Here is a 19,186-nt window from a genome sequence, read left to right as displayed (position 1 = left end):
TAGTCAGATTGTTAACCTTGAAAGGTGGGTCGATAATCAATGCCAACAGCGATATTCCGGTCGGTATCGCCATCCTGATATTTTGTTGGAGTCATTGTTATGTCCCTCGCCCCCGTCTGGTTTATCTCCCACGGCGCACCGGATCTGGTGCTGCGTGATCAGCCTGCCACCCGTTTTCTGAGCACCCTGCGTCTGGGGGAGCTCAAAGGGTTGGTGGTTGTCTCCGCCCACTGGTTCAGTCGCGAGTTGCAGATCAACGTCGAGTCCAAGCCGGCGCTGATGTATGACTTCTACGGCTTTCCCGAGCCGCTTTACCGGATGCGCTGGCCTGCCAGCAGCCCTGAGTGGCTGCAACAGGCTGTGGGTGAGCAGCTGGCATTGGCGGGGCTGGCTGCAACACCAGTGCGGCGCGAGCTGGACCACGGGGTCTGGTCACCGCTCTCCCTGATCGACCCCGACAGCGAGATCCCGCTGGTGCAGATCTCGATCCCTGCGAGTTGCACCCCGACTCAGCTGTGGCAACTGGGGGAGGTGCTGGGGGCGCTGCGCAGTCAGGGGATTGGCATCCTCGCCTCTGGCGCCATCACCCACAATTTGCGGGCGCTGGGGCCGGAAGGCTCGCCGGTGCCACGTTGGGCCAGCCAGTTTGTCGATTGGCTGGAGCAGAAGATGGCCGCAGAGGATCGGCTGGCGTTGCTCGACTATCGCCAGCAGGCCCCCGGTGCGGTGGAGTCTCATCCCCACGACGACCATCTGCGCCCGCTCTTTGTGGCGCTGGGTGCGGCCGATGGTGTGGCTCCGACCCGACTGCACGAGAGCTGGGATGGCGGCAGCCTCTACATGGGGGCTTACCGCTTCGATTAACGAGCACCGTGCAAGCAAGAGCCCGCCAATTGGCGGGCTCTTGTTATTTACGGCGTGGGGGGGCCGATGGTACTGGTGATTGAGCCGAAGGCTCTCAGGGAACCACCACCCGGCTCTCGCCACCGCCGAGGGCTTCGACCCTGATCTGCACGCCAATCCGCTCCACCAGGGTCTGGACGTGGGAGATAACCCCGATCTGGCGGCCCGCCGCCTGCAGGGAGTCGAGGCTGGCGAGCGCCAGATCCAGACTGTCCGGATCGAGCGTGCCGAACCCTTCGTCGATAAACAGCGACTCGACCTGGGTCTGGCGCGACGAGAGGCTGGAGAGGGCCAGCGCCAGCGCCAGCGACACCAGAAAACTCTCGCCACCGGAGAGGGAGTCCACCGAACGCACCTCATCCCCCATATCGAGATCCACCACCTGCAGCGCCAGATCGGTGCCGGGCACCCGCTCCAGTCGGTAGCGTGGCGATAGCTCGGCAAGCTGGGCGTTGGCCTCCAGCAGCAGGCGCTCGAGGGTGAGGCTCTGGGCGAAGGTGCGGAACTTGGCGCCGTTGGCCTGCCCGATCAGATCGCACAGTTGTTGCCAATGGTCGGCCACCGCCTGTTGGGCGGCCAGCTCCTGTTGCAGGCTGCCCGCCTTGAGGGCGGCGGCTTCGGCCTGCGCCAGCGTGCTCTTGCACTCGAACAGCTGCTCTTCAAGGGCGCGACAACGGGCACCCCGCGCCGCCAGCTGCTCGCTCAGCTCTGCATCCGGCAGGGCGGCCAGCTCGGGGTGGTGCTCCCGATAGCGATCCCGCTTGCTCTCTTCCAGTGCCAGCGCCCGTTGCCGCTCGGCAAGACGGGTACGCACCTCGCCAAGGGCATCTTCCAGCCCTTGCAGGGCAGTGCGCCGAGCCTTGAGCTCATCGGGGCTGATGGCCAGCAGGCGGCGCAGGTCATACTCGGCAATGCCAAGGGTGCTGGCATGGGCAGCCCAGCGCCCCAACACCTCCCGTTTGCGGCGGCTGCTGATCTGTTTTTCTTGCTCCACATGGGTTAGACGGGTTTTGAGTTCGGTCTGCCGCTCGCGCAGAGCGCGGGCGCCACTCTGCATCAGCTCCAGTTCGCTAGCGAGATGTTGCAGCCGCTGCTGCCAGCGGCTCTCGACCAGCGGGATCTCCTCACCGCCGAGACAAGCGCTGCGGCTGGTGAGCAGCCCCTGCCGCTGCTGTTCGTGCTCCTTGTAGTCGCGCTCCAGCTTGTGCAGCAGCTCGCGCTGGGTCTGCAGGCGCGCCTCCTGTGCGCTCAGGGCCGGGGTTAGACTGGCGATCTCGCTGGCCAGCCGCTCCCACTCGCTCTGGCCGTGCAGCCAGGCTTCGCAGGCCCGCTGCCACTCGTGCCACTGCTGGCTGCCGAGCCACTGGCGCCACGGTTGGCCGCCCATCTGTTCGTCGAGGCGGTGGGCACCCTGTTCGAGGCGCTGGCGCAGGGTCGCCTCCTGCTCGCTCATCCCCTTCACTTCCCCTTCCAGCGCGATGCGCTGGCGGTCGGCCTCCTGCCACTGCTGGTCAAACTGCTGGTGTTGGGCCGCCAGCTGGCTCAGCTGCTGACGCACCCCTTGCAACTGTTGCTGACCGAGCTGGGCCTGACGCAGCTGCTGCTGGCTCTGGGCCAACCCCAGCTCCAGCGCCTGGCCATGGCCGAGCAGGGTGCTCATCAGCTCGTTCCACTCGATTGGACTTTGGCGCAGCGGTAGCGGATGACCGAGCAGGGTATCGCCCCCCAGCTGTTGCCAGCGCTGGGTCAGTTGCTCGGCGCGTGCCTCCAGCTCCGGCAGGTGCTGCTGGCGCACCGCCAGCTGGCGGGCCAGCTCCTGACGCTCGCTCTCGCACTGAATGTATTGATGGTTGAGCCGCTCCCATTCGAGTTCGAGGCTTCTGGCCCGTTCCGCCAGCTGACCCAGAATCCCCGCCACCTGCGGCTGGCTCTGGCTGTAGGGATGCTCCTCGGCACCGCACAGCGGGCAGGGGGAGCCATTGCTCAGAATATGGCGATACTGCTCGAAGCTGGCGATGGCGCGGGACTGCTCCAGCGCGTGGCGCGCCTCATCTCGCTGCAGGGCGAGCCGCTCGCGGGCTGGTGCCAGCTCTTCGCCGAGGATAGCGAGCTTGCCGAGTGCCTGCTCCAGCTGGGCAATCTCCTGCTGCAGGCGGCCATGCTGCTCGCCATGGTTGCGGCCATAATCGGCCAGCTCCAGCAGCTGGCGTAGTTGGCCCAGCTGTTCGGTCTGCTGTTGCCACTGCTCCTGCGCCTTGGCGAGGCGGCTCTCCCACTGCTGCTCCTGCAGCTCGTGCTGTTGCTGTTGTAGCCGCGCCTGCTCCTGTTGCCAGTAGTCGCGCTCCTGCTGACCTTGCTCCAGCTGGCGTTGCAACTGCTGCAGGGCCCGCTGCTTGTGATCCCGCAGGGTGAGCAGTTGTTGCAGCTTGTCGGCATCGTCGGCCCAATCCTGCATGGCGGTGAGCAGGGGTTGCCACTGGCGGGCCACCGGGGCCAGCCCCTTGTGCTCTTCGAGCCAGAGCCCCCACTGCTGATGCTGTTGCTTGAGCTGCTCTACCTGTTTGCTCTGCGCGCGCCAGCCCTGCTCGAGAGTGAGCTGGACTTCCCGCTCCTGCGCCCCCTCCTGCTGGATCTTCTGCAACTGCTGCACTTTTTCCCTGATGCGGGTATCGAGCTCCTGTGCCCGCTTGAGTTCGGGCTGCAGGGCACCCCATTCCCGCTCGGCGGCGATCTTCTCCGCCAGCAGTTGCTGTTCGGTCAGCGCGCTCTGCTGGGTCTGCTCCTCGAGCTTGGCCAGCTCCGGTCCCAGCTCGGCGATCACCTTCTCCTGCTGCTGCACCTCGATGGTGAGTCGGGCCAGTTCGTCGTGATCGGCGCGGGCCACTTGGGCCTGTTCGGCGCGGGCAAACTCCTCGCGCTCGGGGGCGGCGGCGCCGTGGGCCTGCAGGGCGGCCTCGAGCGCCGCCTGCCCTTCGGCGCAGCCCTGCATCTGGGCGGCAATGCGGCTGTTGAGGTCGCGCAAGTCCTGCATCAGCTGCTGTTGCTGCTGTTCATGTTTGAGGGTGGTAGAGAGGCTCACCTGCTGGCTCACCCACTGTTCGCGGGTGGCCTCGTCCATCAGCGCCACGTCGCCGAGGCGCTGGGCAATGGTGGCCAGCTTCTGCTGCTCTTCCCGCGCCCGTTCATAGGTCTGGATGGAGATGGCAGAGTAGAGCTCGGTGCCGGTCATCCGTTCGAGCAGGGCGGAGCGCTCGTTGGCGTCCGATTTGAGGAAGGCGGCAAACTCCCCCTGCGGCAGGATCACCGCGCGGCGGAACTGCTCCCAGGAGAGGCCCACCAGCTCGTCGATGCGATCCTGCAGCTCCCGCTTGCTGCCACTGAATACTTGTCCCGATTCCACATCGGTCAGGGTGCGCTCTTGCGCCTGAAAGCGCCCCTCCGCGCGGTTGCGGGCCCGGCGCACCGCCCAGCGGGCTAGCCAGATGCGGCCATCGCAGCCACGAAACTGCACCTCGGCAAAGCCGCTGGCGTGGCCACGACTGAGGATGCCGCGCACGTCGTTGGCCTTGAGCTTCTCTTCGTCATCCATGCGGCCCACTTCGGCCACGTTCTTGCGATTGGCGATAAAGCGCGGCATCTCGTCGTAGAGGGCCAGACAAATGGCATCGAGCAGGGTGCTCTTGCCCGCGCCAGTGTTGCCGGTGATGGCAAACAGACCCGCGGCGCCGAGCGCCCCGCGGGTAAAGTCGATGGTGAAGGGGCCGGTCAGACTGGCCAGATTTTCACCTGACAGAGACAAGATTTTCATTGGTTGGACTCCTTCACCTGCTCCAGGATCTCTTCAAACGAGGCGACCAGTTGTGCTTCGGGTTCCCCCTCGAACTGGCGCTGATAGCAGAGGCGAAACACCTCGGTGGGGGAGAGTTCATCCAGCCTGCGCCGCTCGCGGCCATCGGCCAGCCCTTCGCCCGAGCCCTGATACTGGGTACTGATGCGGGCCAACCGCACCTGTTTGTCGGCGATGGCCGCCAGAATCCGCTCGCGGATGCGGGCCTCGGGCTTGGGCAGCAGCAGCCGCACTTCGAGGAAAGGTTGTGCCTCTTGTGGACAAGCAGGCGGCTCAAGTGATGCGATGGCGTTCAGCGCCTCGTCGAGGTTGCTCTGGGGCAGGCGGATCATCTCCACCGCGCGCGGCACCGGGATCCGTTCCAACCCGGCCAGTTTGCCCTCCGCAAAGGTCACTTCCAGCACCTGATGGTTGTAGTTCGCTTCGGCAAGCGAGAGCGGCAGCGGTGAGCCGCTGTAGTGCACCCCGTTGGCCGGACTCTGGGCCAGATGGAGGTGACCGAGCGCCGTGTAGTCAGCCGTGGCGAAAAGCTCGGCAGGCAGGGCGTGCTGGTTGCCGCCGAGCACCCGCCGCTCTGACAGCTCCGAGAGCTGGCCCGCCGCCAGATAGGCGTGGCCCATGGCGATGAGCGGCAGATCTTCCCCGCAGCGGGCGCGCCCTTCGGCCAGCACCTCGGCGTAGACTTGCCGCACCCCTTCGATAAGGCGGTCCTCTCCCTCTGCCAGTTGCTCCACACGCAAGTCGCTGCTGCGCAGGAACGGCACGGCGGCGCACCAGGCGGCAATGTTGCCCTCTTTGTCTTGCAGCGGTACCAGCAGGCGGTCGGTCTCGAGCTTACCTTCACTGTCGCGGCTGATGCTGCCCACCAGATGCAGGTCAAAGGCGCGCAGCAGCTCGTGGGGGGCATCCAGCTTGGAGGGGGAGTCGTGGTTGCCGCCGATCAGCACCATGTTGAGGCGGGGCATCTCGGCGCGCAGTCTGGCCAGAAAACGGTAGAGCTGTTGCCAGGCGCTGGCGGGGGGATTGGCGGTATCAAACAGATCGCCCGCTACCAGCAGGGCGTCGATCTCGCGCGCCTTGAGGGTGTCGCTCAGCCAGTCGAGGAAGGCATCGTGTTCAAAACGGCGGTCATGACCATGGAGTTGATGGCCAAGGTGCCAGTCGGCGGTATGGAGGATTTTCATTGGAAAGCAGCCCGGTTGCAGGGACGGTGCCTGAGGCACCCGATGGAGACAAGATGAGGATGCCCCGTGCTTTTTTCAAGTAAAACAGGGGGCTGACAGCGGATTCAGGCTGGTGTGCAGCACATCCGGTATTGGGGGTGGCCGGTGAGGGGATCGGACTCTTCGGCCTCGATGACGAAACCGTGGCGGCGATAGAAACGTACCGCCTGATCGTTCTCCACATAGACTCTGGCATGGAGCGACGCCCCCTGCCGCTTGGCCTCCTGCAACAGGGCGTGGCCGACGCCGCGTCCCTGGCGGTCGGGGCGCACAAAGAGGGCGGCGAGAAAGTTGTCCACCAGCGCCATAAATCCGAGCAGATCGCCACACTCCTCGAACACCCAGATCCGGGCGTGATCGAGGTAGCGGGTACGCAGATCCTCCTGAGCCTGCCACCAGCAGGAGGCATCGACGAAATCGTGGGCCTGCAGGGAGGCCAGCAGCCAGATTTCGACGATCTCTTCCATGTCTTCCGGGCGACTTGGCCGTAACATAAATCCATCCTTGGTCACAACTTGTACACACGCAGTCTAGGGGAACTTGGCAGCCGCCAAGGTGTTATAAATGAGACCCTGTGAGGTCGATCGCCCTTTATTTAGCGAGAATGATTGGCTGATCACAAAGCGCCTCTCTAGTACAATGCTCGCCGGACAATCTAGAGACCGAGGACGCCATGTGGTTTAAAAACCTGCAGATTTATCGCTTTACCCGCCCCTTTGACCTGACCGTGGATCAGCTGGAAACCCAGCTGGAAGCCTGTGCCTTCACCCCTTGCGGCAGTCAGGACATCTCCCGTTTCGGGTGGGTCAAGCCCCTTGGCAAATTCGGCTCAACCCTGACCCACTCTGCCTCCGGCCACATCCTCATCTGCGCCCGCAAGGAAGAGAAGATGCTGCCCGGTACCGTGGTCAAGGAGATGCTGGCCGAGAAGGTAGAGGCGATCGAGTTCGAACAGGGACGCGCCCTCAAGAAGAAAGAGAAGGAAGCGCTGAAAGAGGAGATCCTCCACACCCTGCTGCCCCGTGCCTTCAGTCGCACCAGCCAGACCTTCGCCTGGATCAATCCGGCCGACAACCTGATGGTGGTGGACGCAGGTTCTGCCAAGAAGGCAGACGATCTGCTGGCGCTGCTGCGCAAATCCATCGGCTCCCTGCCAGTGGTGCCGGTGGCCCTCAAGAACCCGCCCGAGATCACCATGACCGAGTGGCTGAATGAGGGCAACCTGCCTGCCTCCTTCACCCTGGAAGATGAAGCCGAGCTGCGCAGCGCCATGGAGCACGGCGGCATCATCCGCTGCAAGCAGCAGGATCTGATGACGGATGAAATCAAGAACCACTTGGCCAACGACAAGCTGGTGACCAAGCTGGCCCTCAACTGGGGCGAGACCGTCAGCTTCGTGCTGGGGGATGATCTCTCCATCAAGCGCCTGAAATTCAGCGAAGAGCTGCGCGAGCAGAACGACGATGTCACCAGTGAAGATCCGGCCGCCCGTCTGGATGCCGACTTTGCGCTGGTCACCTCCGAGCTGGCCCAGTTTATTCCGGCGCTGTTTGCCGCCCTGGGTGGCGAAGAGCAGTCCATCTAACCGGACTGGCACCTGTTTGGCCTCTGCCATCCCATCGTAAAAACCGCCTTCGGGCGGTTTTTTTGTGTCTATTACGGATAACCATTATTGATAGATGAGTAAGATATTGATCTTGTTCAATAACTTGAGCTACCCGCGCCAATCGTGACATAGTCCCTCTTCATGGTCATAAAACAGACAAGGAGAGTGTCATGTTGCGTAAACCTCTGGGGCTGGCTGTTGCCCTTGCCCTGCTGGCTGGTTGTGCCGGTGACAACGGTTTTCACTACGCCCCACCACCTCAGACCCTGATCGCGCCGGAAGCGGCCAGTGGCTGGACCGACAAACAGGGCTGGCAGGGTCATGACTTCATGGTGGCGGCAGCCAACCCGCTGGCGGTGGATGCGGGCTACCAAGTCATCAAGGCCGGTGGCAGTGCCGTCGATGCTGCCATTGCAGTGCAGCTGGTGTTGACGCTGGTGGAGCCGCAATCCTCGGGGATCGGTGGCGGGACGCTGCTGCTGGTGTGGGATGGCCGCAAGGTGAGTGCGGTGGATGGTCGCGAGACGGCGCCGGCTGCCGCCACCGATCAGCTGTTCATGCAAGATGGCAAGCCGCTGGCGTTTTATGACGGGGTGGTAGGGGGCCGCTCGGTCGGCGTCCCCGGCACCCTGCGCGCCCTGGCGCTAGCCCATCAGCGTTATGGCAAGTTGCCCTGGGCTACGCTGTTCGAGCCTGCCATCACGCTGGCAGAACAAGGATTTGTGATAAGTCCACGGCTGGCCACATTGCTGGCTAAGGATCCCTATCTGGCCCGTGATCCGGAGGCTCGAGCCTACTTCTATCAGGCTGATGGTCGCCCTAAAACGGCAGGAACCCGGCTGACCAACCCGGCGCTGGCCAAGGTGCTGCGTACTCTGGCTACAGAGGGGGTGGATGCCTTCTATCAGGGGCCGCTGGCGGATGCCATGGTGGCCAAGGTGCGTCAGCATCCCGCCAATCCCGGGGTACTGACAGCCACCGATCTGGCCAGCTATAAGGCCAAAGTGCGGGACGGCCTCTGCTTTGACTATCGCCAGAGCGAGATCTGTGGTTTTCCCACCCCCTCGTCCGGCACCCTGGCGCTCGGCCAGATCTTCGGCATGCTGGAGAGCCGCGATATGGCGGCCCTCAAGCCGATCACCACGAAGGAGGGGGGACTGGCTGCTTCCAGCGAGGCTATCCACCTCTACAGCGAAGCGGCGCGTCTGGCCTTTGCCGATCGCAACCAGTATGTCGCCGACAGCGATTTTGTCAGCGTGCCGGTGAAGGGGCTGCTGGATAAGGGCTATCTGGCCGAGCGCGGCAAGCTTGTCGGTCAGCACTCCATGGGGATTGCCAAGCCCGGTACGCCGCCGCTTGCGCTGGCGCGCGGCAAGGATGCGACCCCGGAACTTCCCTCCACCACCCATGTCTCTATCGTCGACAAAGCGGGGATGGCCATCTCCATGACCAGCTCCATCGAGGATGGTTTTGGTTCGCGTCAGATGGTCAACGGCTACCTGCTCAACAACCAGCTGACCGACTTCTCCTTCACCTCGGTGGATGCTACCGGTCTGCCGGTGGCGAACCGGGTGGAGCCGGGCAAACGGCCCCGCTCCTCCATGTCTCCGCTGCTGGTGTTTGACAAGCCAAGCGGCGAGCTGACCATGACGCTGGGCTCGCCGGGCGGCTCCGCCATCATCAACTACGTGGGCAAGACCCTGCTCGGCACCCAGGATTGGGGCTTGAACCTGCAACAGGCCATCAACCTGCCCAACTTTGGCAGCCGTAACGGCCCCACCGAGCTGGAGGTGGGACGCACCCCCATCTCGGTGGTTGAGGGATTGAAGGTGAGGGGGCACGAGGTGGTACTGAACGAGCAGACTTCCGGCTTGCAGGGGGTTGAGCGCAACGCTGGTGGCTGGTTGGGCGCAGCGGATCCGCGTCGGGAAGGGATCGCCAAGGGGGAGTGAGGTTTTTATAACAACAAGGCCAGCATGATGCTGGCCTTGTTGTTGATGGTGCTCTTACTGGATACCCAACAGCTCCACGTCAAAGATCAGCACGGATCCCGGCGGGATTTTGCCTGCGGCCCGATCACCATAAGCGAGGTTGGCGGGGATGTAGAAACGGGTCTTCTCCCCTTCCACCATCAGCTGAACCCCTTCGGTCCACCCCTTGATCACCTGATTGAGGCCAAATTCGATGGGCTCGCCACGGGCGACCGAGCTGTCAAAGACGGTACCGTCCAGCAGCTTGCCCTCGTAGTGCACCTTCACCTTGCTGGTGGCGGTGGGGTGAACGGTGCCGGTGCCCGGGGTCAGCACTTCGTACTGCAGGCCGGATGCGGTGGTGGTCACCAGCGGTTTTTCCTTGTTGCTGGCGAGGAATTCGGCGCCAATCCGCACGTTGTCGGCTGCCAGCTTTTTGTTGTTGCTGCTGGAGTAGAAGTAGTAGGCGACACCGGCAACCAGCAGCGCGATCAGTATGAATTTCATCGGTTTTCCTATTCCAAGAAAGACAAAGAGTGCAATGAGGGGGCCATCTTATCCCAGCCGGACGGAGAGGGCGAGTCACTGCGCGGGAGGATGTGAGGCCAGTGGCAAAGAGGGCAAAGCAGAAGGGGGAGCGACGCTCCCCCTTGGTGCTATCCGGGTCGGGTTACTTGGCTACGACCATCATCAGGGCAGGCAGGGCGAAGAAGAGACCCGCCACATAACCGAGTGCCAGCAGCTTGTTCTCGCTGCCAATCCGGGCCAGCCCTTCGGCGGCGCGTACCGGCAGGTCACGCAGGAACGGCAGACCGTAAATCAGCACCACGGCAAAGACATTGAACAGTACGTGGACCAGCGCGATGGTCAGGGCCAGCTGGGCACCGACTCCGCTGATGGCGGTGGCAGCCAGTAGGGCGGTGATGGTGGTGCCGATATTGGCTCCCAGCGTGAAAGGGTAGAGCTGGCGAGTGCTGAACACGCCACCGCCCGCCAGCGGGATCATCAGGCTGGTCGTGGTGGAGGAGGACTGCACCATGATGGTTACCAGCGCACCGGAGGTGATGCCGGTCAGCGGGCCACGGCCCAGCGCCTTGTGCAGCACCTCTTTGGCGCGGCCAACCAGCACCTGCTGCAGCACTTTGCCAAGATAGGTGACGCTGGCGAGGATCAGCAGGATACCGATGACGATGGTGGCAATGGCGGCCCCCTTGCCTGGCAGGAAGGCGACGGCGCTGTCGATCAGCTGCTGGGCAGGCGCGGTCAGCGGTTTCATGAAATCCACCCCCTTCATCGACATGTCGGCAGAGCCCACCAGCATGTTGGCCAGCCACTCGGCGCTGTGTTGCAGCAGACCGAACATCAGCTCCAGCGGCAGGAAGATGAACACCGCCAGCAGGTTGAAGAAATCGTGCACGGTGGCCGCGGCGAAGGCGCGACGAAACTCGCTGCGATCCCGGATATGACCCATGGAGACGATGGTATTGGTGATGGTGGTGCCAAGGTTGGCTCCCATCACCATCGGAATGGCCATGCCGATGGGCAGGCCGCCAGCGACCAGCCCGACAATCACCGAGGTGACAGTACTGGACGATTGCACCAGCGCGGTGGCCAGAATGCCGAGCAGCAGGGCGAGGAAGGGGTTATTGGCGAAGGCGAAGATCTGGGCTGCCCCCTCGGCGCCCCCGGAGAAGTTTTTGAAGCCGTGGGAGATGGCGCCCACGGCGACCAGGATCAGGTAGACCAGTACGATGACACTCATCCAGTTGAACAGGGCGCGGGTCGCGGGCGGCTGTGACAAGGAGTGATGGTGTTGCATAAAGCCTCTTGGGACGGGGTACCGTCTTGGGTTGTTGATGACGGGGGCATTTAATCAGTGGTTAATGACAGAAATATGACAAGGTGACGTTTTTATGATGGTTTTGTGACATGTGCTGGTGCTTTTCTCATCACCCGGTTTGACAAGGCGTGACGGACGCGGGCCCATGATCACGGCTATGTGGTGATTATTAGCGCAATCGGCTTGTGCTCCTGGTTCAACGCATTATGCTGCGCCCTTTTTGTTGAGTCGTGGAGTAATAAGCGTGATGCGAGCATGGGTTCTCTCTCTTTCCCTCGGGTTGTTGTCAGTGGGTGTGCAGGCCAAGTCAGTGTTGCAGCCGGAGTGCAATCTGGACAAAGCGCTGAAGAACGAGGCGATGGGTGCCTCCGTCGGGGTCAAGGGACGTTGTGACAGCGATATGCTGATGCGTCAGCAGAAAGAGAAGGCGAAGGATGAGCTGAAAAATGGCACCGCCGATCAGCGCGACAAGGCGAGCGACAGCGTGCAGGGTGTCCGTGATGACGTCAAAGCGACCCAGCACAAGGTCGACAAGGCTGAAAATCAACTGAAAAAAGCCCACAAGGATGTCAAAGCGGTGGCCAATGACCCGCTCAAGGCGGCTGCGACTGCAGTGATCAATAACGGTTGATGAGTCAGCCTTCCGGCCTGCTGCCGGAGGGAGGCGGCAAGGCCGCCATGCTGGCATCGACAATCGGAGATATAGCGTCAGTGAAATAGCAAAAGGGGAGCCCATGGCTCCCCTTTTGCTTATGCGTGACTCACCGGCAATCAGGCGTCAGCCGTTTCCTCGTATTGACGGAACGGGATGCGGAACACTGCCAGACGCAGGAACAGATAGGTTACGCCCAGACCGGCCCAGATCAGGCCTAGCTCCAGGGAGCTCTGCTCCAGGTTGATCCACAGGGCGCCGATGGTGGCGGCGCCGAGCAGCGGCATCAACAGGTAGATGACGTGATCCTTGAGGGTCTTGTTGCGCTTCTCGCGCACCCAGAACTGACCGATCACCGACAGGTTGACGAAGCTGAATGCCACCAGCGCGCCGAAGTTGACCAGCGCCAGAGCGGTATCGAGATCAAACGACACGGCGGAGAGGGCCAAGCCACCCACCATCAGCACGTTGATGGCCGGGGTGCGGAATTTGGGGTGGATATAGCCGAACACCCGCTCCGGGATCATCCGGTCACGCCCCATCACGTAGAGGATGCGCGAGACACCGGCGTGGGCAGCCATGCCGGAGGCCAGTACCGCCACTGTGGTGCAGACCAGTACCACGGACTGGAAGAAGGTACCGCCAACGTAGAGCGCGATCTCCGGCAGTACCGCATCCGGATGCTGGAAGCGGGAGAGGCTCGGGAAGTAGAGCTGCAGGCAGTAGGAGACCACCACGAAGATGATGCCGCCGATGAGGGCAGTCAGTACGATCGCCTTGGGGATCACCTTGCCGGCGTTCGGGGTCTCTTCGGAGAGGGAGCTCAGCCCGTCAAAGCCGAGGAACGAGAAGCAGAGGATGGTTGCACCGGTAAAGAGTGGCACCAGCGGGGCTGAGTCGAAGTGGAATGGACGGACGCTTGCCAGCGTGCCGGTCCCCTCACCGTGATAGATGCCCCATGCCATCAGGCCGATAAAAATGGTGATGATGGCGAGCTGGATCACCACGATCAGACCGTTGAAGTTGGCCACCAGATTGATGCCGCGCAGGTTCAGCAGGGTCATCACGGTCACCAGACCAAAGATGAAGACCCAGGGCTCGACACCCGGGAACATGGCGGTCAGATAGATCTTGGCCAGCAGGATATTGATCATCGGCATGAACATGTAGTCGAGCAGGGAGGACCAGCCGACCATGAAACCGACGTAGGGGTTGAACACCTTCTGGGCGTAGGTATAGGCAGAGCCCGCAGAGGGGAACTTGCGTACCAGATGACCGTAACTGAAACCAGTCATCAGAATACCACCCAGCGCCAGCAGATAGGCCGCAGCAACGCGTCCTTCGGTGATGTCACCGACGATGGCGAAAGTATCGAATACAGCCATGGGGGTCAGATAGGCCAGACCCATCACAATCACTTGTGTCAGGGTAAGGGTCTTGAGCAGCTTGGCGTTTTGCGATGCCATTACGCTTTCTCCTCAATCAGTGCCGCAGCACGTGCTTGCAACGAGCGCAGGGATACGATGGATTCGCAAGCCTGAACATCAAGGGCGCCGGGGAGGCGCATACCGGGCTGTACCGGCAGGAAAGCATTAAAACGCCCCATTGTAATCCTCTCAACGTCGGGAGATTGTTTGGCAATCTCTGATATCACTTCCGGAGATGTTCCGGCCTCTTGTGGTGGGTTTGTACTGCTCTTCAAAAGACAAAAACCGATGTCGCAGTGAACATCGGTCCTTTAATTTGCGGCGTATTGTGCATTCGGTCCTCCCCCTTGACAAGCAATAATGGCCGTAAAACCGCATTTTTTTGCATAAGAGAGAGAAGGGTAAGTGGTCACTCGCCCCCGGCAGCCGTCCCCGAGCCACCCCCTCTTTGGCGGGGGGCAAGAGAACCCCTCTGCAGCGTATGAAAAATCGGCAAATCCGGGCTGCAGGGTGCATGATGCCTCAATATTGATCCTGATCATATTTGCCAGGGTTCACCTGTGGCCGAGTCCCGCTATTTCATGGTGTGGCGGGTTGGCTGGAGGGGAGCAGAGAGGGAAAAGTGATGTGCATATCCATTCACTTTTATGACTGGGAACAGGGTCCGGTTTGGCTTGGGCCAACGGATAGAGGCCGATTACGGTGGGGCGTTATTTGAATGTGGTCACACTTCTGGCAGAAACCGCGTTTCTGGCAACCAACGCTGCTGACAACCCGCGCGCCGCAGAAACAACAAGGAGCCCGCAGGCTCCTTGTTTTCTATCGGGGGGAGGGGCGCCAGCGGTTACTGGGCGATCTCCACCTTGTCGGCACTGTTTAGCGGAGAATGCAGCGGAGAGTGCAGCGGGATGCGGAACACGGTCAGGCGCAGGAACAGGTAGATGGCCCCCAGTGCCGCCCAGACCAGCCCCAGCTCGAAGGAGGAGGGCTCGAGGTTGAGCCACAGTACCCCGATGCAGGCGGCGCCACAGAGCGGCAGCAGCAGATACATCAGGTGATCCTTGAGGCACTTGTTGCGACCGAGCTTCACATAGAAGTGGGCAATCACCGCCAGATTGACGAAGGTGAAGGCCACCAGGGCGCCGAAGTTGATCAGCGCCAGCGCCATCTCCAGATCCAGCGACACCGCAGAGAGGGCCAGTAGTCCCACCAGCAGCACATTGAACGCCGGGGTCTGCCACTTCGGATGGATATAGCCGAAGAAGCGGGCGGGCAGGGCGCGATCACGGCCCATTACATAGAGCAGGCGCGATACACCGGCGTGGGAGGCGAGCCCCGAGGCCAGCACCGCTACCGTGGTGCAGACCAGCACCACCGCCTGGAACAGCTTGCCACCTACGTACAGGGCGATCTCCGGCAGCACCGCATCCGGATGCTGGAAGCGGGAGATGTCCGGGAAGTAGAGCTGCAGGAAGTAGGAGGTGGTGACAAACAGTACACCGCCGATCAGCGCCGTCAGCACGATGGCGCGCGGGATCACCCGATCTGCATCCGGGGTCTCTTCCGACAGGGTGCTGATGGCGTCAAAGCCGAGGAATGAGAGGCAGAGAATGGAGGCCCCCATCAGCAGCGGCGAGACATGGATCTGCTCCGAGAAGAAGGGACGGCTGCTGGCCACGGTACCCAGCCCTTCACCGTTGTGCACGCCCCAGGCGATCAGACCGATGAAGATGGCGATGATGCTGAACTGCATGATGACGATGACGCTGTTGAAGTTGGCCACCAGCTTGATGCCGCGCAGGTTGAGGGCGGTCATCACCACCGCCAGACCGAAGATATAGGTCCAGGGCTCCACGTTCGGGAACAGGGCACCCAGATAGATCTTGGCCAGCAGCATATTGATCATCGGCATGAACATGTAGTCGAGCAGGGAGGTCCAGCCCACCATAAAGCCGACATAGGGGTGAAACACCTTCTGGGCATAGGTATAGGCGGAGCCAGCCGACGGGAACTTGCGCACCAGATGGCCGTAGCTCAGGGCAGTGAACAGCATGCCGATAAGGGCAAACAGGTAGGCGGTCGGCACATGGCCTTCGGTGATCTCGGTGACGATGCCGAAGGTGTCGAACACAGCCATGGGGGTGAGGTACGCCAGTCCCATAACCACGACCTGCCACAGTTTGAGGGTCTTTTTCAGACCAACCTGTTGGGCCGCCATTATGCATGTTCCTCATGCAGTGCCAGAGTGGCACGGTCCATCAACGAAACCGGGAGAGAGGCCCGGGAATCAAGGGCGCCAGGGTGGCGCGCACCGGCCATGGCCGGTTGGAAAGCATTGAGATGCCCCATGTTGTTCCTCACTAGACGTGCTGTCGGGAGATTGCTGCCAATCTCGCTATCTTTTCCGGGGGTGATCCGGCCTCGTTTATGGGTTTGTTCACTGGTTAAAAAAGAACCGATGCCATTGTTTTACATCGGTTCTTTCAGTGGCGGCGCATTGTGCATTTGCAGGGCCCCCTTGACAAGAAAAAAAGGGGGCAAAATTGCATTTATTTGCACAGGTAAGTGGTCACTTTCCTGCTGGTCAGGCCAGCACGGCCTCCAGTGATTTTTCAAGGAGTTGCAACCCCTCGTCAATCACTGCCGCGGGGGCGGTCAGGGGGGCGAGAAAACGGATGACATTTGCACGCACCCCGCATGAGAGCAGGACGAGCCCCCGTTTGCCCGCCTCGGCTACCAGTCGCTTGGTGAGGTCGGGATCGGGCTGGCTGGCATCGCGCTGTTTCACCAGTTCCATGGCCACCATGGCACCGGGGCCGCGAATTTGACCTATGCAGTCAAAACGCTCGGCTATGCGTTGCAGCCCCGCCTTGATCTGCGCCCCCTGATCCAGCGCTTTCTGGTTGAGTTTTTCCTCTTCGATCACCTGCAATACCGCCAGCGCAGCGGCGCAGGCGATGGGGGAGCCTGCATAGGTGCCGCCCAGGCCACCCGGCTTGGCCGAGTTCATGATCTCCGCCTTGCCCACCACGGCGGAGAGGGGGAAGCCACCGGCCAGACTTTTGGCCAGGGTCATGATGTCGGGCTCAACCCCCGAATACTCGGTGGCGAAGGTTTTGCCGGTGCGGCAGAAACCGCTCTGGATCTCGTCGCAGATGAGCAGGATGCCGTGCTGGTCGCAGATGCTGCGCAGCTTTTGCATAAAGCTCGGGGAGGCGGGGTAGAAGCCCCCTTCCCCCTGAACCGGCTCGATGATGATGGCGGCCACCCGGCTCGGTTCGATGTCGGCGCTGAAGCAGAGCTCGAGGGCGTGCAGGGCATCCTCTTCACTCACCCCGAGATAGTCGGCGGGGAAGGGGATGTGGTAGACCTCCCCCGGGAAGGGGCCAAAGCCGGTTTTGTAGGGCACCACCTTGCCGGTGAGCGCCATCCCCATCATGGTGCGGCCGTGAAAGCCCCCCTTGAAGGCGATGGTGCCGCTGCGACCGGTGTGGGCGCGGGCGATCTTGATGGCGTTCTCGACCGCCTCGGCGCCGGTGGAGAGAAACAGGGTGCGTTTCGGGGTCGGGCCGGGTACCAGCGCATTGAGCTGCTCGGCAAGCTCGATATAGCCGGGGTAGGGGGTAACCTGAAAGCAGGTGTGGCTGAATTTTTCCAGCTGTTCACGCACCGCCGCCACCACTTTCGGGTGGTTGTGGCCAGTGTTGAGCACGGCGATGCCGGAGGCAAAATCGATGTAGCGGTTGCCCTCCACATCCCACAGCTCGGCATTTTGCGCCCGGTCGATAAAGACTGGCAGCAGGGTGCCGACACCGTTGACCACGGCCGCTTCGCGGCGCGCTTGCCACCCCTTGTTTGATTCTGACTGACTCATCTTTCCTCCCTGTGGAACCGTAGCCCCGATATTCCCTGATAATGTGGCGGGTGGTTGACCGCCCATCGCCGCCGACCGGCCCATCGGGCAAGATCGGCGACGCGCTGTTTACTCTGCAGCCGCCCCTGGTGGTGAACAACGGGCCCTGTTTTGCCCCCTGTCGCCACCGCTGAGCGGCTGCGTATATCTGTAAAAACGATGGTTATAACGGTCAAAGCATCCGTTAATGCGATGCTTTGACCCGGCTTTACTCTTAGCGAATGCCACCAAAGCAGAGGTATTTGGTCTCCAGATACTCCTCCAGCCCCTCGGCAGCCCCTTCCCGACCCAGCCCCGACTCCTTGATCCCGCCAAAGGGAGCCAATTCGGTGGAGATGATCCCCTCGTTGATGCCGACCATGCCGTATTCGAGCTGTTCGGCGACGCGCCAGACCCGGGCGATGTCGCGGCCATAGAAGTAGGCGGCGAGCCCATAAGGGGTGTCGTTGGCCAGGGCGATGGCTTCGGCTTCGCTCTCGAAGCGCACCAGCGGCGCCACCGGGCCGAAGATCTCCTCCTGCAGGATGGGGTTGGTTTTATCCACCTTGCCCAGAATGGTCGGGCGATAGAAGAGGGGGCCAGCGGGATGGGCTTCGCCTCCCAGCAGCACTTCGGCACCGGCGGCGACCGATTGCTGCACCAGCTGGGCCACCTTGTTGGCTGCGGCCGGGTTGATCAGCGGGCCAATCTGGGTGCCTTCACTCATGCCATCGCCCACCTTGAAGGTGTTGACTGCGGCAGTCAGCTTCTCGGCGAAGGCATCATAGACGCTCGCCTGCACCAGCATGCGGTTGGCACAGACGCAGGTTTGCCCCGCATTGCGGTATTTGGAGGCGAGCGCCCCGGCCACGGCCGCATCGAGATCGGCATCGTCAAAGACGATAAAGGGGGCGTTGCCGCCCAGCTCCAGCGACAGCTTCTTCATGGTGTCGGCGCACTGGCGCATCAGCAGCTTGCCGATACGGGTCGAGCCGGTGAAGGAGAGCTTGCGCACCACCGGGTTGCTGCACAGCTCGTTGCCCACATCCGTCGGCTGGAGGCTGGTGATGATGTTGATGACCCCGGCGGGGATGCCAGCCTGCTCGGCCAGTGCAGCCAGTGCCAGCGCGCAGAGCGGGGTTTCGGCCGCGGGTTTGATGACGATGGTGCAACCGGCCGCCAGCGCCGGACCCGCTTTGCGGGTGATCATGGCGATGGGGAAGTTCCACGGGGTGATAGCGGCGACCACGCCCACCGGCTGCTTGATGGTGGCCAGCCGGCGATCGCCGCTAAAGCCCGGAATGGTGCGGCCGTAGGCGCGCTTGCCCTCCTCGGCGAACCACTGGATAAAGCTGGCGCCGTAGGTCACTTCCCCCTTGGCTTCTGCCAGCGGCTTGCCCTGCTCGCAGGTCATGATGCGGGCCAGCTCGTCGCCGTGGGCGGTGATGGCGGCAAACCAGGCAGATAGCTTGTTGCTGCGCTCCTTGGCAGTGAGGGCTGCCCAAGCGGGCTGGGCGGCGTGGGCAGCAGCGATGGCGCGGCGGGTATCCTCGGCGTCCATGTCGGGGACCTGGGTAATGACGGCACCGCTGGCCGGATTGGTGACCTCAAAGGTGCGTCCGCTGGCGGCATGGCACCACTGGCCATCTATATAAGCGCGGGATTGGATCAAGCTGGAGTGGAATGTAGTTCCTGACATGAGAAGCCTCTAGTGTGGGTCAGGGCAGCTGGTTGCCGGAGTAAACCGGCCCCTCCTGCGCCGCTGCCGTATAAAATAATAAGCACAGGAAGACCATAAATTGAGCTTAAATGTTTTTCAAGTGTTA

Annotated in this window: 14 protein-coding genes; 4 read left to right on the top strand and 10 right to left on the bottom strand. The window is 62.1% G+C overall.

Annotation, left to right across the window (positions count from 1 at the left end):
- Nucleotides 1-99 precede the first annotated feature (99 nt).
- Nucleotides 100-864, top strand: a complete 765-nt coding sequence (locus ACE1BR_RS07385; RefSeq protein ID WP_374868971.1) for a DODA-type extradiol aromatic ring-opening family dioxygenase — start codon at nt 100-102, stop codon at nt 862-864.
- A 94-nt stretch (nt 865-958) separates the two neighbouring features.
- Here the strand turns inward: ACE1BR_RS07385 and ACE1BR_RS07380 are convergent, their stop codons facing one another.
- The 3 genes from ACE1BR_RS07380 to ACE1BR_RS07370 form a co-directional block, all read right to left on the bottom strand.
- Nucleotides 959-4,711 (bottom strand): AAA family ATPase, encoded by a 3,753-nt coding sequence (locus ACE1BR_RS07380; RefSeq protein WP_374868969.1) that lies wholly within the window; start codon nt 4,709-4,711, stop codon nt 959-961.
- A complete protein-coding gene (locus tag ACE1BR_RS07375) occupies nt 4,708-5,934 on the bottom strand; it encodes an exonuclease SbcCD subunit D C-terminal domain-containing protein (RefSeq protein ID WP_374868967.1) in 1,227 nt (408 codons plus the stop codon). Before ACE1BR_RS07375 ends, ACE1BR_RS07380 begins: the two co-directional genes overlap by 4 nt.
- 104 nt (nt 5,935-6,038) lie before the next feature.
- Nucleotides 6,039-6,467, bottom strand: a complete 429-nt coding sequence (locus ACE1BR_RS07370) for a GNAT family N-acetyltransferase (RefSeq protein WP_374868965.1) — start codon at nt 6,465-6,467, stop codon at nt 6,039-6,041.
- A gap of 179 nt (nt 6,468-6,646) precedes the next feature.
- On the opposite strand from ACE1BR_RS07370, the gene rdgC reads away from it, so the two are divergent.
- Both rdgC and ggt read left to right on the top strand, forming a co-directional pair.
- The gene (gene rdgC, locus ACE1BR_RS07365; RefSeq protein WP_005338250.1) at nt 6,647-7,558 is read left to right on the top strand and encodes a recombination-associated protein RdgC; all 912 of its coding nucleotides are present in this window, start codon (nt 6,647-6,649) and stop codon (nt 7,556-7,558) included.
- A gap of 191 nt (nt 7,559-7,749) precedes the next feature.
- Entirely contained in the window at nt 7,750-9,531 is a 1,782-nt protein-coding gene (gene ggt / locus ACE1BR_RS07360; RefSeq protein ID WP_374868963.1) for a gamma-glutamyltransferase, read from the top strand.
- A 54-nt stretch (nt 9,532-9,585) separates the two neighbouring features.
- On the opposite strand, the gene ACE1BR_RS07355 is transcribed toward ggt, so the two are convergent.
- Both ACE1BR_RS07355 and ACE1BR_RS07350 read right to left on the bottom strand, forming a co-directional pair.
- Nucleotides 9,586-10,056, bottom strand: a complete 471-nt coding sequence (locus ACE1BR_RS07355; RefSeq protein ID WP_374868961.1) for an FKBP-type peptidyl-prolyl cis-trans isomerase — start codon at nt 10,054-10,056, stop codon at nt 9,586-9,588.
- 163 nt (nt 10,057-10,219) lie between these two features.
- The gene (locus ACE1BR_RS07350; protein ID WP_374868959.1) at nt 10,220-11,368 is read right to left on the bottom strand and encodes a Na/Pi symporter; all 1,149 of its coding nucleotides are present in this window, start codon (nt 11,366-11,368) and stop codon (nt 10,220-10,222) included.
- A gap of 268 nt (nt 11,369-11,636) precedes the next feature.
- Here ACE1BR_RS07350 and ACE1BR_RS07345 point away from each other — a divergent pair, with 268 nt between their 5' ends.
- Nucleotides 11,637-12,020: a hypothetical protein gene (locus ACE1BR_RS07345; protein ID WP_374868957.1), complete on the top strand. Its 384-nt coding sequence runs from the start codon at nt 11,637-11,639 to the stop codon at nt 12,018-12,020.
- Nucleotides 12,021-12,160: 140 nt separating this feature from the next.
- On the opposite strand, the gene ACE1BR_RS07340 is transcribed toward ACE1BR_RS07345, so the two are convergent.
- The 5 genes from ACE1BR_RS07340 to ACE1BR_RS07320 all read right to left on the bottom strand — a co-directional run bounded on the left by ACE1BR_RS07340 (nt 12,161) and on the right by ACE1BR_RS07320 (nt 19,059).
- On the bottom strand, nt 12,161-13,507 hold the full coding sequence (locus ACE1BR_RS07340) for an APC family permease (protein WP_374868955.1): 1,347 nt from the start codon (nt 13,505-13,507) through the stop codon (nt 12,161-12,163).
- Nucleotides 13,507-13,647 carry a hypothetical protein gene (locus ACE1BR_RS07335; RefSeq protein ID WP_005338239.1) on the bottom strand — a complete coding sequence of 47 codons (141 nt, stop codon included), beginning with the start codon at nt 13,645-13,647 and terminating at the stop codon, nt 13,507-13,509. Before ACE1BR_RS07335 ends, ACE1BR_RS07340 begins: the two co-directional genes overlap by 1 nt.
- Nucleotides 13,648-14,312: 665 nt before the next feature.
- Nucleotides 14,313-15,686 (bottom strand): APC family permease, encoded by a 1,374-nt coding sequence (locus ACE1BR_RS07330; RefSeq protein ID WP_374868953.1) that lies wholly within the window; start codon nt 15,684-15,686, stop codon nt 14,313-14,315.
- A gap of 366 nt (nt 15,687-16,052) precedes the next feature.
- On the bottom strand, nt 16,053-17,342 hold the full coding sequence (gabT, locus tag ACE1BR_RS07325) for a 4-aminobutyrate--2-oxoglutarate transaminase (protein WP_374868951.1): 1,290 nt from the start codon (nt 17,340-17,342) through the stop codon (nt 16,053-16,055).
- A gap of 253 nt (nt 17,343-17,595) precedes the next feature.
- Nucleotides 17,596-19,059: an NAD-dependent succinate-semialdehyde dehydrogenase gene (locus ACE1BR_RS07320; protein WP_374868949.1), complete on the bottom strand. Its 1,464-nt coding sequence runs from the start codon at nt 19,057-19,059 to the stop codon at nt 17,596-17,598.
- Between the last annotated feature and the right edge of the window lie 127 nt (nt 19,060-19,186).

This window comes from Aeromonas sp. MdU4 (assembly GCF_041929505.1).
Taxonomy (GTDB): domain Bacteria; phylum Pseudomonadota; class Gammaproteobacteria; order Enterobacterales; family Aeromonadaceae; genus Aeromonas.
This window is presented reverse-complemented; position numbering and strand designations above follow the sequence as displayed.

Coding starts and splice junctions, on each gene's coding strand:
- ACE1BR_RS07385 (WP_374868971.1), top strand. CDS start 100: ATGTCCCTCGCCCCCGTCTGGTTTATCTCCCACGGCGCACCGGATCTG.
- ACE1BR_RS07380 (WP_374868969.1), bottom strand. CDS start 4,711: ATGAAAATCTTGTCTCTGTCAGGTGAAAATCTGGCCAGTCTGACCGGC.
- ACE1BR_RS07375 (WP_374868967.1), bottom strand. CDS start 5,934: ATGAAAATCCTCCATACCGCCGACTGGCACCTTGGCCATCAACTCCAT.
- ACE1BR_RS07370 (WP_374868965.1), bottom strand. CDS start 6,467: ATGTTACGGCCAAGTCGCCCGGAAGACATGGAAGAGATCGTCGAAATC.
- rdgC (WP_005338250.1), top strand. CDS start 6,647: ATGTGGTTTAAAAACCTGCAGATTTATCGCTTTACCCGCCCCTTTGAC.
- ggt (WP_374868963.1), top strand. CDS start 7,750: ATGTTGCGTAAACCTCTGGGGCTGGCTGTTGCCCTTGCCCTGCTGGCT.
- ACE1BR_RS07355 (WP_374868961.1), bottom strand. CDS start 10,056: ATGAAATTCATACTGATCGCGCTGCTGGTTGCCGGTGTCGCCTACTAC.
- ACE1BR_RS07350 (WP_374868959.1), bottom strand. CDS start 11,368: ATGCAACACCATCACTCCTTGTCACAGCCGCCCGCGACCCGCGCCCTG.
- ACE1BR_RS07345 (WP_374868957.1), top strand. CDS start 11,637: ATGCGAGCATGGGTTCTCTCTCTTTCCCTCGGGTTGTTGTCAGTGGGT.
- ACE1BR_RS07340 (WP_374868955.1), bottom strand. CDS start 13,507: ATGGCATCGCAAAACGCCAAGCTGCTCAAGACCCTTACCCTGACACAA.
- ACE1BR_RS07335 (WP_005338239.1), bottom strand. CDS start 13,647: ATGGGGCGTTTTAATGCTTTCCTGCCGGTACAGCCCGGTATGCGCCTC.
- ACE1BR_RS07330 (WP_374868953.1), bottom strand. CDS start 15,686: ATGGCGGCCCAACAGGTTGGTCTGAAAAAGACCCTCAAACTGTGGCAG.
- gabT (WP_374868951.1), bottom strand. CDS start 17,342: ATGAGTCAGTCAGAATCAAACAAGGGGTGGCAAGCGCGCCGCGAAGCG.
- ACE1BR_RS07320 (WP_374868949.1), bottom strand. CDS start 19,059: ATGTCAGGAACTACATTCCACTCCAGCTTGATCCAATCCCGCGCTTAT.